Source organism: Microcystis sp. M_QC_C_20170808_M3Col (assembly GCF_007095505.1).
Classification (GTDB): domain Bacteria; phylum Cyanobacteriota; class Cyanobacteriia; order Cyanobacteriales; family Microcystaceae; genus Microcystis.
The window spans coordinates 1-14,446 of record NZ_SFBY01000231.1; the positions used below are offsets into that span (position 1 = coordinate 1).

Here is a 14,446-nt window from a genome sequence, read left to right on the forward strand (position 1 = left end):
TTGAGAATATTTAAATTAACATTCCGCAATATTTACAAATTCTTAAGAATTAATTGAGAAAGATTTTTATTTAACAACGATGTTGCAATGGTTACAGCGATTTGATAGAATTTCATAGTCGGTTATTCTGTGCGTTTTTGGGCAGCAATGGTTGAAACCCTTGCCACACCTACAGGGTGATCCTAATTAAGACAGGTAAATTAGTCAATTTCACCCACAACGATGATCTTTTTTTTGTGTAGTTTTATTGCAAAAAAAAAGTTTTTTTGACAAAAAGCACAAAGTATGATAGGAACACTGGTGTATTTCTGGCCGCAAAACTCAAAATCAGGGGATTTCCTGTTTCCAAGTCAAGAAATACAGAAAAGCAGTAATTCGATCGAGAAATCGATAAAAACAGCCTAGACTAGAAAAAGAATCCTCTATCCTGACAGCTATCCTGTGGAGATTACTTTTTTAGGAACCAGTTCTGGGGTTCCCACTCGTTCCCGTAATGTCTCTAGTATCGCCCTTCGTTTGCCGCAACGGGCGGAAATATGGCTGTTTGACTGTGGAGAAGGAACTCAACACCAGTTACTGCGTAGCGACCTGAAAAGTTCCCAAATTCGACGCATTTTTATCACCCATATGCACGGGGATCATATCTTTGGTTTAATGGGACTGTTAGCCAGTATCGGATTAGCCGGTTCTGCTCAGGATATTGATATCTATGGACCCCCCGGACTAGCGGACTATCTGCGCGCTTGTGCTAAGTATTCCTATACTAATTTGGCTAATCGGGTGCGTGTCCATGCCATTTCCCCAGGCATACTCTACGAAGATGAAGAATTTACCGTCTCCTGTCAGCTATTAAAACATCGTATTCCCGCCCACGGTTATCGCATCGCCGAAAAAGACCGTCCAGGACGTTTTGATGTGGAAAAAGCCAACGCTTTGGGTATTCCCCCTGGACCAATTTACGGCAAGCTGAAAAAAGGGGAAACTGTCACCCTCGCCGATGGCAGCAAAATTCGCGGTCAGTCCCTCTGCGGAGAAACGGAAATCGGCCGTAAAATTGCCTATTGTACTGATACTATTTTCTGTGAAGGTTCGATCGAATTGGCACAGAATGCAGATGTGCTAATTCATGAGGCAACTTTTGCTCACCAAGATGCCGGGTTAGCCTTTGAAAGTGTTCACTCCACTTCAACGATGGCAGCCCAAGTGGCCTTGGCAGCCCGGGTAAAATTGTTATTAATGACCCATTTTAGTCCCCGTTATCTACCGGGTAATTCTCTGGATATTTCCAATTTGTTAGAGGAAGCGCGGGCGATTTTTCCTAACACTAAATTAGCCTACGATTTCCTCACCTACGAAGTCCCCCGCAACCGTCAAGAAATGGTCTTAGGAGTTAAGTAATTATGCCAGCAGCAGTAGAAGAAAAAAGCATGGTTCCCACGGTTTTAGTGGGTATTGGTGGCACGGGTAACGAAATTTTATCGCGATTGCGTCGCTTAATCGAGGAAAGTTATGGCAGTTTGAGTAATTTTCCGATTGTCAGCTTTTTGGTGGTTGACACGGATAAGGATTATAAAATCAGTAATCCTGAAGCTGCCGGCAGTGCTTTTAAAGATAACGAAAAACACTGGTCCCGGGTGAGTGGAAAACAGGTACAGGAGATGGTATCTGACATGGATAGATATCCCTGGATTAATAGTTGGTTTCCCCCGGAATTAGAGAGAAATATTACTTCCCTAGAAGCGGGGGCGGGACAAATTCGCGCCTGTGGACGTTTTGCTTTATTTTGTAATTATCATGAGATCCAAAGGAAATTTCTGGATGCGGTGAGACGGGTAAAAGGACAAGAAAACTTTATGCTCGATCGCTATGGAATTAAAGTTAGTAATAGTGCTATTAATGTCTTTACTACGGGGTCTTTAAACGGTGGTACGGGTAGCGGAATGTTAATCGATATAGGCTACTGTATTCGTAATTGGTTGCGAGGGGAAAGTAGTCCTTTGAGTACGGCAATTGTTCCCACTCCTGAAGCATTTGCGGGGATTAGTGTCGGCGATCGAGTTTTGGCTAATGGTTACGCTGCCCTGATGGAATTAAATTACTTTTCTGACTACAGAACCGAATATCATCAACAGTTTAGCAGTGGTTTGGTCGATGAAGTTGTTAGTAAATTACCCCCCTTTGATTTTACCTATTTAGTAGGAACGAAAAACGGAGAAGGTGATTTTAAACTCGGTCAAATTAGGGAAATGATCGCCCAAAATATTTTCCTAGATATGACCTCTGATTTTGCCCCCCATAAGCGTTCCATTAGAGATAATATTAAGGGTTCTTGGGCGCAAGCTGACCCTGGGGGTCGCGGTTATCCTAAGCAATTTATGAGTTTTGGGCTATCAACTATTGAAATTCCTATTGCCCAAATTCGTGCTTCTTTATCGGAACGTTTAGCCAAAGATTTAATTAATTGGTGGCTGAATGATTCCGTGATTTTACCCGCTCAAATGTTGGAGTTAGTAAGAGGTGATATCCTCAAAAGAATGCGCTTGAGCGAAGGGGAATTAATTATGGATTTATGTGCCGACAAGGATCGCTCTTTAATTGCCATAATCTCCCAATGGACTAACGAAACTCGTCAGGAAATCAATCAAGATAATTGGCTATCTTGTACCAAACAGGGTGTTAATATTTTAGGCAATGAACAAGGAAAAATTCTGCGATTTATTAATGATTATTTAACACCAAGAGTCGAGGAATTTAAACGCAATCATTTACTAGAATTAAGTCCCGATGAGCGGCTGCACGGCGATTACCTGAAAAAGATTTATAATAATCGGGATGAAATTATTCAACGGGGTAAAAAGTCTCTAGAAATGGAGTTTTATAATATCCTTGAGGATCGAAACCGTGGGGTAAAATTTGCCGAGAGTTTTATTGTTTCAGTACGACAAATCTTCACCGACATGGCAGAAAAATTCCGTCGCGATCAAGAACAGGTTTGGAGTCAAAACGAAAGTAAACGTCAACGAGAATATGATACAGCCTTAGCAGAAATTAATGATCTGAAAGATAAACTTCATGTCTCGAAAAAAGATAAGATGGAACAATATTGTGAACAAGCTTTAACGGGATTGGAAGGCTATTTAATGGCCAATATTCAACGAAAAACCAGAGGTGCAGGAGTAGAGGTTATTAATCGTTTACTGGAACATCTTAATCAATTAGAAAGCCGTTTTAATCGCTTTCGTCAGAAATTAATTCAAAGTCGCGATCTATTTAATCTCCAAGCTAATCAACAGATTGATAGTGCCGATGCTTTGTTAATTAATGGGATTAAACTATTTGATAGACAAGAATTAAATGGTCTTTATCAAGACTTTATCGAACAATTTGCTTCGGGGATTGTCGGTAACAAAAATGCCTACGATACAGGTATGGATAACCTTTGTTTACCCCTCTCAGAAGAGATTTTAAAGCAATCTAGCCCCCTCTGGAAAGAAACGCGCCGCTCCGACGAAAATATGCGTTTATTTGACATCACCGAGATTGCCGATATTCGTCAAGGAGATTTTCAACAAGTTATCATAAACCAAGCTAATCAACTACTACAAAATGCCCCGGTTAGTAGTCGCATTCAGCAGGAATTAGCCGCTTGCGATCGCTTGTTAAAAATCTATAACAACGATGCCGATATTATCAATAATCTTCGCATTGCCTACCAAAAATCGCGACCCCTAATTATGCTTAATCCTGCGGTCTTGCGAGGAAAAGATGCGGGTTTTACGCCCCAATTAAATCAAAATGTTGCCCTGATTGGGGGAAGAAATACCAATAACCCGGCAGCCCAAAAAATTATTCCGAAACTGCGGGAATTTATTGCCAACGAAGACGATATTAAACCCTTGGGAGAAGTGGAAAAACATCGTCTTGTCTTCGTGCAGGAAATTGGCGGTTTTTCCCTACGCTGTCTCGATGGAATGCGAGAGCTGCGACAATCCTATCAAGACTGGAAAGGAGAATTTATTCTCGCTAAACGCGCCCAACAAATGGGGGAAAATCGCGATTTACCCATCCCCGTGCATATCCAAAAGGAACCTCCTTTCTGGGATGTTTTTCCCGAAGATCCGAGTATTTATCAATTGGTGGTGACGGCCCGAGCTTTGAAAGTGCTTTTTCCAGAAGTCAATCGAGTCACTAATGAGAAAACAATTCGCTATGAAATTAAAACCGCAACGGGATTAAAAAAAGTCGATATCGCCACCAGTTGGGAAGATGCGGTACAGGTGTTAGAAGTAAAAGCTTGTCGCGAAGATAAGGAAAAAATTCAAAGTCAGGTGACGGCTAAGTTACAGGATTCGGCCACTCCGGAGAAAAAACAAGCTTTGTATCGGACTTTTATCAAATATTTACAACAACGTTCCGAGGAGTTGACAGGAGGAAAAGATAATACAGAATATAAACGGGAAGATGCAATTATGTTGCAGTTAATCGATAACTATAAGTTGGATAGCGGTGGAGAAATACCTCTTTCTTCGGTGACGGAAGTGGCTAACCCAGCTTTAATTATCTGTGGTAATTGTGGACATGAAAATCCCCCCTCGTCTAATTTTTGTTCTAAGTGTGGGGCAAAATTAGTTAAGTAGAAATTGGGCAATTTCTTGTTTTTAGTCCTCGGATAACAGAAAAAGTGGGGGTGTTAGCTGGACTAACATCCCCCACCATGAAAATTTTCGGGAAAAATTGCCTAATAGCGAAAAAACTGGATTATAATAAGGTCTTTACCCAAGATTTTTGCTAATCGCTAACTGCCATAAAAGCCAATCAAGACCCCTGTTTATCGAGAGAAAAACCAATGGTAGCCACTTTAAAAGGACGAGATGTTTTAAGAATAACCGACATGAGTAGCGAAGAAATCAGTGCCCTACTCAATCTATCGGCACAGCTTAAAGCTGGCACTCTTAACCCTAGCTGCAAAAAAGTCTTGGGATTGCTATTTTATAAAGCTTCCACCCGGACGCGGGTTTCCTTTACCGTCGCCATGTACCAGTTAGGGGGACAGGTGATCGATCTTAATCCCAGTGTAACCCAAGTGGGGCGAGGGGAACCCTTAGCAGATACAGCCCGGGTACTCGATCGCTATCTCGATATTCTCGCAGTTCGCACCTTTAAACAAGAGGATTTAGAAGCTTTTGCTAATTACTCGCGCATCCCGATTATCAACGCTTTAACGGATTTAGAACATCCCTGCCAGATATTAGCCGATTTACAGACTATCCAAGAGACTTTTCAGACTTTACGGGGAATTAACCTCACCTATGTCGGGGATGGTAATAATGTCGCTAATTCTCTCCTCTTGGGTGGTGCTTTGATGGGGTTAAATGTGCGGGTTGCCTCCCCCGCAAACTATCAACCCGATGGGGAAATTGTCGCCAGCGCCCAGGCTATTGGCGAGAAAACCGGTAGTAAAATCTTCATTACCGATGATCCCGTTACCGCAGTAAAAGACTCTCAGGTGGTCTATACTGATGTCTGGGCAAGTATGGGACAGGAAAGCCTCGCTGATGCCCGAATTCCCGTTTTTCAGCCCTACCAAGTCAATGAACAGCTAATGAGTCACGCTGACAAAGACGCGATTATTCTCCATTGTTTACCTGCTCACCGCGGCGAAGAAATTACCGACGGGGCGATCGAGGGTGTACAATCAAAAGTCTGGGAACAAGCGGAAAATCGGATGCACGCCCAAAAAGCTTTAATGGTGAGTTTATTGGGATTAATCTAGCTCCAGATGCTCAGTTACTAAAATAATCATTAAACTCGATCATCAATCATCCTAAGACCTGTCCGACACCGGAAGTTAACGCTAGGATTGATGGTAAGAGCAATAATCAGGGCAGCCTCCACACATACTATATGTCAGACACCTCCGCAGTTAAACAATATCTCGCCCATTGGTTTCAATTGGGAAAAAAAGTTATTTGTCCCAAAAACCAAGCTATGCTATTTCCGCTGCCAATTTTCAATGCTGATCGCTATTCAGCGGAGTTTGAAGATTGTTGGCAAAAAATGCTCGATCCTGAAAGTGGCGATTGTTACCTAGAAGGTACTCAACAAACTATCCAAGACTTACTTTCCCCTCAATGGGAATTTCATCCCTGCGCTCGTTGTACTATACCCGTACCAATTGAGGTACTGGGACAATCGGGTTTATCCTGTCCCTGCCATGATTTGAGTAATTGGCCCAATTTAGAGTTACCCCTACCCCATTTACCCGTCAATAGTCAAGAAAATCTCGATCGCATCCGGCAAAGATTGCTAAAAAATTCTCGCCAAGATTAACCGGACTAAAAGAGACGTTAGGGGTAACGTCTCGACAAAAGGGTTTAGATTTAACGATTTCTGCCAAAAAGATTCACTAAATCTCGCAATCTGTCGCTATATTCTCCGGTTAAAGCTTCCTGACGATAGCGCCATGACCAATTGCCTTCTGCGACACTGGGAGTATTCATGCGCGCATCCGATCCTAAACCTAACACATCCTGTAACGGTACGACCGCCTGATTAGCCACGGAACTATAGGCAAGTCGAATCAGATCCCAAGCCACTCCCTGACCACTGGGAGCGCCAAGATATTGATAAAGTCGCGCTTTTTCGTAGTCATTGGCGTTATCCTGAAACCAGCCCAGAGTAGTATTATTATCGTGAGTGCCGGTATAAATCACACAGTTGCGTTCGACGTTGAAAGGAAGATAGGGATTACCCGCATCACCCCCAAAAGCAAAGTGGAGAATTTTCATACCGGGGAAAGCAAAGTGATCGCGAAAATCTAGGACTGCTTGGTCAATATCGCCCAAATCTTCGGCAATAATCGGCAATTTACCCAAACGATCCCGGATGGTATTAAAGAGATCATAACCCGGGGCCTTCAGCCAACGACCATTAATGGCGTTTTCCTGGCCAAAAGCCACCGCCCAATAGGCTTCTAATCCGCGAAAATGATCGATACGGATGATATCGACTAGGGAAAGAACCCCTTTTAAACGGCGTACCCACCAGTCAAAGCCCGTATTTTTGAGATAATCCCAGTTATAAAGAGGATTTCCCCATAATTGACCCGTTGCTGAGAAATAATCCGGGGGAACCCCTGCCACTTCCAAGGGATTACCGGTTTGGGGATCTAGTCGGAAAACCTGGGGATTTGCCCAAACATCAGCGCTATTATGGGAGACATAAATGGGGATATCACCGATAATCTCGATACCAAGGGCGTTAGCATAGCGTTTTAGGGCTAACCACTGCTCAAAAAACTCAAATTGCAGGAATTTGTGCAGAAAAATCTCCTCTTGTAACTCCTGTTTCGGTGTTTCCAACGCACCCCAATGACGTTCGCGAATTTCTGTCGGCCATTCCATCCATGCTTTACCCTGGTAAGCGTGGGATAGGGCCATAAATAGGGCGTAATCCTCTAACCAATCAGCATTGCCAGCACAAAAGCCGGCAAACTGTTTGTAAAGAATTGTGTCAGAACCCTTGACAAAATTGCTCGCCGCCTTTCTAAGTAGGGGAATTTTCCAAGCGATCAATTTATCGAAATCCACTTGATCGAGGGGAAAATCGGGAATATCCTCTAAATCTGCATGACTAAGCAGGTTTTTCTCCCGAAGAATATCGAGACTAATCAGGAGATGATTGCCAGCAATGGCACTAAAACTCATGTAGGGAGAGTTACCGTACCCTGTGGGACCTAAAGGGAGAATTTGCCAGAGTTTTTGACCACTTTGAGCCAAAAAATCGATAAATTGATAGGCTTCCCTACCTAGTTCTCCAATCCCGTAACGACCGGGGTGACTGGTGGGATGAAGCAAAATACCGCTAGAACGGCTAAAAGCCATGAAAAAACCCCCTTATCAGTGATTCGGTTAGCAGTTATTATATTGTTTAAAGCTGAATGCTCACTGCTATCTCAAAGCTAACCCGATCTCGATCGATAAGGGCAATACTTAACAACTTTATTAGACCTATAGGACAAAATCAGGCATTACAGCCGTACATTAACAGATCGTCTTTCCAGTGAAAAAGATTCCTTGGGATCACGTTCCACGCTACCCCGGAGGAAAAACCGATCGCTTGTCAGTTATTGCACCAATGGTAGGGGCGCATCGGTCAGTGAGTTGATCGATGCGCCCAAAATGTAATATAGATATTTCGACCAAATTGAGATGCAGCCGCCGAAAATTCAAGAGCGATTCACTTACTGTCAGTAAGTCCCACTTCTTGTAACCTCCTCTTCAACCCAGACCGGTTACTGTACTGCTCGTAAATCCGGTTCAGGCGCTCTTGGAAAACGGGCAACCGGTTTTGATATTCGGCTAAATCTCTTAATTTGACTAACAATTTAACAGCCTCATCGTAGGGTTTAGACTGGGCTTTCTGAATTAGGGACTCGACTTGCTGCCAAACTTGCGCTTCCCGTTTAGCTAAAGTTTGTAGTTCCTCAATTCGCTTGGCTTCCGCCTCTTGTTGTCGCCGTTTTTCTGCCTTTTTTCCTTCCTCAGAAGCAGCCTCAAGAAGTTCTTGGATCGTACGTCGAGGCTGGTTAGAAGCGGGAGAATTAGGGATTAATTGAGACAGCTTTTGTTTGAATTTGGCAGATAAATTCGGTTCTCCTTTAGCCAATCTTAATAAGAAATCTTGGCGTTCAGAAGCCGATAATTGGCTAATAGCTTGTTGCCAAGTTTGCTCAGAGATAGTTGTTGGTTTACCACTGGATGTACAAGCAACATTTAATAAGTGTTCGTCCAATTCAACGATTTCTATAAAAGCCTTTTGAGATGCAGAAAGTTGATTTAGTCCGGGGGGTAGAGGAGGTTCTAGTTGGGTGTTATCGATGTCTATATATCCCTCGGATAAGGCAATAGCTTTCAGCCAAGCTAAATATAATCCTCGATAGTCTTGCTGGAGAATTTCTTGGCGTAATCCTATCAATTCCGATAGAATCCCTTCTCCTTCTATCCAGTCATCAAAACCTTCTTCTTGACTAAATTCCCAATCTAAAATTGCCCAATCTCCCACAAAAGATAAGCTGATATAATCATCAATACAGTAAAGTTCAATTGCTTCTCGGTCGATCAGGGATTTGGGAAAACGAAACATTAATTGCTGTGTTCCCCAGTTGGCGATGTAGTACATAATATCGAAATACCGAGCCAGCACTTGTTTGGTATCGCCTCGAAAATCGCCGTAACTATAGGTGAAACTGGCACTCGTTGCCGTCGGTTTGACGCGGCTCGATAGCTGGCCTATGGCAGCCCTTTCCTCTTGGGTGAGGGGGCGATCGATCGCTTGAAATTCGTAATATTGGTATTCGCTCATGGTGTGCAACCTATCTCAAGGTTTATGATCGATATGCTGATAATTGTACGGGGATAGTTAGGGTTTGCTGAATAAATCTAAAAACCTTGTTGACCCACTTTCTGCACTTCTTAACATTCAATTGATAATTTTTACTAATATATTGCTTAAAACCCATTGCCAGTAGGGACTATAGCTACAATGATTGATTTTTCTCAAGGTGAAGAATTGTAATTTTTTTTCTCAGAAAAAAATCAATTATTGAAAATGTTCTCAATAGTAGTTTCTACAATGAAGGTTTTTCCTCAAAACATCTTGGGGAATGTAAAAATATATAAAAGTATATGAAGATGTAAGGATAATTAACCATCTCTGCCATTACTTTTGAAAAATGGCATAACGATTTTTCTACCTACCCGGGTAAAGATTTACTCCTCCCTTCAACCGCTTTTACCCGGAAAGTGGGATCGCTGGCTCGGTTCGGTTTTCTTTTCAACGTTACCTGCGCCACTTTAACGCCTAAACCGACAAAAGCGACGATAACGATCGCACCTGTCGCGTCCGGTTCGGGAACGCTGGCGAGGGTTGTCGAGGCGAGACCTGCGATCGCTTGATGGGTTACGGTCGTGGGATGGAAACCGTCCCAGAAAAGATACTCGGAGGGATTCGCGCAGAGCTGCCAGGTATTGGTATTCAAACAAGCGTCCGTGACGTTGGTTAAACTGTAGCGAGACGGATCGTTGTAGGTGTTCTCGAAGAGAGAGTAGATATCTAGCGGGATCAGAGTGGCCGCAGTCGAGGGAGCGTTTTGGAGGGCTTGAAGCGCCGTGGCTAATTTCTGATTATGCTCTAGGGCTAGATTCGTCATCCCCGGTATTCCCGCCTGACTGGGTAATTTCCCGAGATCCGGTAGATTCGGAACGATCACCGTTTTCGCGCCAACCGCGGGGGAGATCAAGGTTTGAACCGCAGCGATAATGTTACCGACTACGGCATCGGGGTCGGTACTGAAACCGAAAAGATAGTCGTTAGCCCCGGCCCACACGACGAAGAGATCGCGAGCGTCGAAAGTTGATAGGAACGGGTTCGCGGCGAACGCGCCGATCTCGTCGAGTAATCCGGGAAAATCCCCCCCGAACAAGAGTTCGGCCACGTTCTGACGACCGCTGGTGGCTCCGCCATAGGCAAGATTCAGCACTGCGCTATCTGGCAGTCCGAAATCTTGCTGTAAATACTCGATCCAGAGCGGGCCGTTAGAAAAGCGCCCGTTCGCATAGGGGGGGCTAGGCGGGTAAAGACCGCCTGTTAGTTGATATAAATTTCCTGGATCCGATAAGCTATCGCCGAATACCTGAAAACTATCGAAGGTTGCCCCTAGGGTCTTGAAAGGAGACAGGAGAGTGAAGAAGGTAATTCCCGCCGTGGCGATTAGTGATTTTTTTAATAAATATTTCATCGATTCGCCAATTTAAAAATGAAACGCATCAACCTCAAGAGTTGACAGAAAAAGGCTCATCAGGTACTGTCTGATCATTAACAACAACAAATCAGATCCAAAAACCAAGCCCCCAATATCCTAACATAGAACAAAGAAACTTGCTCTACTAACTTAGTCAAGAGGTCGGGCAATCGCACACAATTCTTAACACTTTTGGACTTTGGACACCTGTTATCACGTTCGGGTGGCAGCAAACTCAACATCATCATAGTTGTTTACTTCATTTTGAAATTATCCAAGACAAGGTTTGGATTCAATGTGACAAGTTTCTTCCGATCCTCTTTCAGTTGTTCAGCGATAATTTTTTTTCTTTTGTTTTTGCCTATAAGCTTCAAATTCGGGGTTGGTAGAAAGAATTTGACGGACGCGCTCCCGACTTATGCCGTATTTATCCGCTATTTGCTGATAGCTTAATCCCTGCCTATGGAGTTCTAAAAAATCGTAACTTTTTTTAAGTCTTTCCTTTCTCTGTGCATCCCGTCTTGGGGTTAGACTCTTATTGCTAAGGTGTTTTACTATTTCCCTTCCCAACTCGGTCAAAGAATATTGACGGTTGCGACACCTAACCAATCCTTGTTTTTCCAATTCTTTAAGTATTTTATGTATTCTGGTTATATTATTAGGAGTTGTTGCCAATTGCCGAGATGGATCGGAAAGTATCCGAATTGCCGAATCAATTTGAATCGGATAATCTAACATCCCTTTCAGAATCTGTTTCTGTTTTACTTGGAGATTGGCGATCATCTCTTCTAAATGTTGAAAGTCTTCATTTTCATCCATCGGAATTATCATTTTTAATATACCTCTCCCTAGTCTGATAAAATCACAATCATGAGATATTGTCAACAACTAACCGTAGCTTGCCCGGTCGTTTATCCCTTGGTAATGCACTTTTTGAAAAATAGTGATAAACTCAACTGTATTGGGTACACTCTCCCTATCGGAGGGATTTGAGGAAAAATCGGGAGAAAAAGCGATGAACGAACGGGAAACATCCAACAAAATTGAAGCGGGTGGGGGTTTTCCCCTATTGCAATATTGGGCAGAAAAAACCCTCTCTCCTCAAGGGGTTAAACTCTGGCAAACCTTAAATCATAAAAGTGCCTGTTTAGCTTGCGCTTGGGGAACGGGAGGACAAAAGGGCGGTTTTGTCAACGAAGCGGGGGAAAGTCTGCAACGTTGTCTCAAAAGTGTCGAAGCGATTACTTCCGAATTAATGCCGGGTATTAAAACCGATTTTTTTCAGACCTATCATCTCGCTCAATTACAGTCCTTAACCTCCTTAGAATGCGATCGCCTGGGTCGTTTCAGTTATCCCGTTCTCTTAAAAGCTGGAGAAAGTCACTATCAACGTATTAGCTGGGAAGAAGTTTATCGATTAGCTGAACAAGCTTTTCGTCAACCGTCCGAGACTCTGGCCTCCTATAGTTCGGGACGTTCTTCTAATGAAGCCGCCTATCTCTTACAATTGTTTTTCCGGGCATTAGGAAGTAATAATTTAGCCGATTGTTCCGATCTCTGTCATGCCGCCTCGACCGTAGGATTAAAACAGGTTTTCGGCTCCGGGACTTCGATGGTCAGTCTGGAAAGTTTAAAACAAGCCGATTGTGTGGTATTGATCGGCTCTAACGCCCCCGCTAATCATCCTCGCCTGATGAATGAATTAATTCAAATTCGTGATCGCGGCGGTAAAATTATTATTATTAACCCGCAAATTGAAGTCGGATTGGTCAAATTCTCCTCGCCCGCTTTTCCGATTAAATCCCTATTGCGGGGCGGTTCCGATATTTCTACTCTCTACCTACAGCCGATTCCGGGTAGCGATACCGCCCTATTCGTCGGATTACAAAAATCTTTGATCGAACAAAATTTAGTCCGGTGGGATTATCTCGAATCCCATACAGAAAATTGGCAATCTGTTATAGATTATGCCCGACAAATACCCTGGGAAACCATTACTAAAACCTGCGGTTTATCCCGAGAAGAAATTGAAGCAACCGCCGCCCTTTTCGGCAATTTAGAGCGAGTGGTTTTCGCTTGGGCGATGGGGGTTACACAACAGGAAAATGGTGTCGATAATATTATCAGTATTGCTAATACAGCTTTACTTACAGGTAATGCTGGTAAAATAGGTGCAGGAACCATGCCAATCAGAGGTCATTCTAATGTACAGGGCTTCGGTTCTATGGGCGTTACGGTGAAATTACGTCGGGAAATCGCCGGGGCACTTTCTCAACTTTTAGGAAAGCCATTAAATATAACCGGCGGTTATGATACCAGGGCATTAATTGAAGCGGCCGAACGGGGAAAAATCAACACCCTTTTCTGTTTGGGAGGTAATCTTTATGGGGCAAATCCAGATTTAACTCAAGCCAAAAAAGCCTTAGCACAAATTGATACGATTTTTTATGTGGCTACTAAGCCAAATTTAGGACATTTTCACGGATTAGCCCGACAAAATACGGTAATTTTACCCGTCTTCGCTCGTTTTGAAAATCCTCACCCGACAACAACCGAATCGGGCAATAATTTTGTCCGTTTTAACGAGCGGGGAAGCAGTCATCTACAGGGTTCTGATGTCGATATCATCTCGGAAGTAGAACTATTAACAAATATTGCCGTCAAGGTTTTAGGCACAAACCCGATTGATTGGTCGAGATTACACGACACCGCCTATATTCGTCAGTTAATCGCCAAAACGATTCCGGGTTATCAAAAAATCGGGCAATTAGATCAAACCCAAACAGAGTTTACCATTAGCGGACGGATTTTTACCGAACCCCATTTTCCGACATCGACCGGAAAAGCGCAAATGTCCGTCACCCCTTTACCCACTTTAAAAGCACCGGAAAAGCAAGATTTCAACCAACCGGAAAATGCCCCCGGAATTGCCCTGATTCTCGGAACAGGACGCAGTTATGGACAACATAATACCGTCGTTTATCAAGTGGGTGATAAATATCGGGGAATGCCTCACCGTCATTGTTTATTGATGAACGCCGAAGATGCCAAAAAAGCCAGCTTTCAAGAACATCAACGAGTCACCGTTCAAGGAGATGCCGGCAAATTAGAGAATATTGAAATTATTTTCGGTCCGATTCGCGAAGGCGTTGGCTTTATGTTTTATCCCGAAGCCAATGTTTTATTCAAGGCTAAAATCGACCCTCGCTGTGGAACCCCCGCTTATAAACGAGTTCCCGTCTGGGTTTTTTAGTTATCAACTCCTCGGATTTTCTTTTTGGGAAATAATGAAATAGAGTTAAGCAAGCGAATAAATGAACGAAACCGAGTCCAATTCTGGGAAAGCGAAATTAAAGAAGCTCCCTATCGCTTTGATCGCATTTCTGTTATCCTGTTCTTACGATCATAGAATAAATAGCCATGGGTAAGTTTTTACTAACCGTATTAAGCATAGCAAGTTTGTTGGCTGTCGGGATGGCTACCCGTGGCATTGCAAGTCCCACATCTGCAGCGACGAACTTGCAACTAGGGACTTCCAAAAAATAAACTATTCATTCTCAAGAATAATAATCATTCTCGGAGTGTAGGAGGTAGGGGTCGATGGTTGCCTCCTCCTTCCAATTTTGTAGTAGAATTAATCCTGTA

The 14,446-nt window shown here is 43.3% G+C and carries 10 protein-coding genes and 1 pseudogene; 7 read left to right on the forward strand and 4 right to left on the reverse strand.

The genetic code is table 11. From position 1 onward, the window contains the following. Positions 1 to 441 precede the first annotated feature (441 nt). The 4 genes from EWV84_RS10360 to EWV84_RS10375 all read left to right on the forward strand — a co-directional run bounded on the left by EWV84_RS10360 (position 442) and on the right by EWV84_RS10375 (position 6,330). A complete protein-coding gene (locus EWV84_RS10360) occupies positions 442 to 1,398 on the forward strand; it encodes a ribonuclease Z (RefSeq protein WP_287077930.1) in 957 nt (318 codons plus the stop codon). A gap of 2 nt (positions 1,399 to 1,400) precedes the next feature. Then, positions 1,401 to 4,637, forward strand: a complete 3,237-nt coding sequence (locus EWV84_RS10365; protein WP_287077931.1) for a tubulin-like doman-containing protein — start codon at positions 1,401 to 1,403, stop codon at positions 4,635 to 4,637. 209 nt (positions 4,638 to 4,846) lie between these two features. Continuing rightward, on the forward strand, positions 4,847 to 5,773 hold the full coding sequence (gene argF, locus EWV84_RS10370) for an ornithine carbamoyltransferase (RefSeq protein ID WP_287077932.1): 927 nt from the start codon (positions 4,847 to 4,849) through the stop codon (positions 5,771 to 5,773). A 131-nt stretch (positions 5,774 to 5,904) separates the two neighbouring features. After that, positions 5,905 to 6,330: a hypothetical protein gene (locus tag EWV84_RS10375; protein WP_287077933.1), complete on the forward strand. Its 426-nt coding sequence runs from the start codon at positions 5,905 to 5,907 to the stop codon at positions 6,328 to 6,330. Positions 6,331 to 6,380: 50 nt separating this feature from the next. Here the strand turns inward: EWV84_RS10375 and malQ are convergent, their stop codons facing one another. The 3 genes from malQ to EWV84_RS10390 all read right to left on the reverse strand — a co-directional run bounded on the left by malQ (position 6,381) and on the right by EWV84_RS10390 (position 10,798). Continuing rightward, a complete protein-coding gene (gene malQ / locus EWV84_RS10380; RefSeq protein ID WP_287077934.1) occupies positions 6,381 to 7,883 on the reverse strand; it encodes a 4-alpha-glucanotransferase in 1,503 nt (500 codons plus the stop codon). Between the two features lie 355 nt (positions 7,884 to 8,238). Then, on the reverse strand, positions 8,239 to 9,363 hold the full coding sequence (locus tag EWV84_RS10385; protein ID WP_287077935.1) for a hypothetical protein: 1,125 nt from the start codon (positions 9,361 to 9,363) through the stop codon (positions 8,239 to 8,241). Between the two features lie 391 nt (positions 9,364 to 9,754). Beyond that, positions 9,755 to 10,798 (reverse strand): SGNH/GDSL hydrolase family protein, encoded by a 1,044-nt coding sequence (locus EWV84_RS10390; protein WP_287077936.1) that lies wholly within the window; start codon positions 10,796 to 10,798, stop codon positions 9,755 to 9,757. Positions 10,799 to 11,013: 215 nt separating this feature from the next. Here EWV84_RS10390 and EWV84_RS10395 point away from each other — a divergent pair, with 215 nt between their 5' ends. Beyond that, complete coding sequence (locus tag EWV84_RS10395) at positions 11,014 to 11,190, forward strand: element excision factor XisI family protein (RefSeq protein WP_287077938.1); 177 nt, start codon at positions 11,014 to 11,016, stop codon at positions 11,188 to 11,190. Here the strand turns inward: EWV84_RS10395 and EWV84_RS10400 are convergent. Continuing rightward, complete coding sequence (locus EWV84_RS10400; RefSeq protein ID WP_287077937.1) at positions 11,132 to 11,620, reverse strand: sigma factor-like helix-turn-helix DNA-binding protein; 489 nt, start codon at positions 11,618 to 11,620, stop codon at positions 11,132 to 11,134. The two genes, EWV84_RS10395 and EWV84_RS10400, sit on opposite strands and share 59 nt — an antisense overlap. 196 nt (positions 11,621 to 11,816) lie before the next feature. On the opposite strand from EWV84_RS10400, the gene EWV84_RS10405 reads away from it, so the two are divergent. Together EWV84_RS10405 and EWV84_RS23090 are read left to right on the forward strand one after the other, a co-directional pair. Then, positions 11,817 to 14,054, forward strand: coding sequence for an FdhF/YdeP family oxidoreductase (locus tag EWV84_RS10405; protein ID WP_287077940.1), 2,238 nt, complete (start codon positions 11,817 to 11,819; stop codon positions 14,052 to 14,054). A gap of 167 nt (positions 14,055 to 14,221) precedes the next feature. Beyond that, positions 14,222 to 14,329: pseudogene (locus tag EWV84_RS23090) on the forward strand (lysozyme inhibitor LprI family protein); the annotation flags it as partial. Positions 14,330 to 14,446 lie beyond the last annotated feature (117 nt).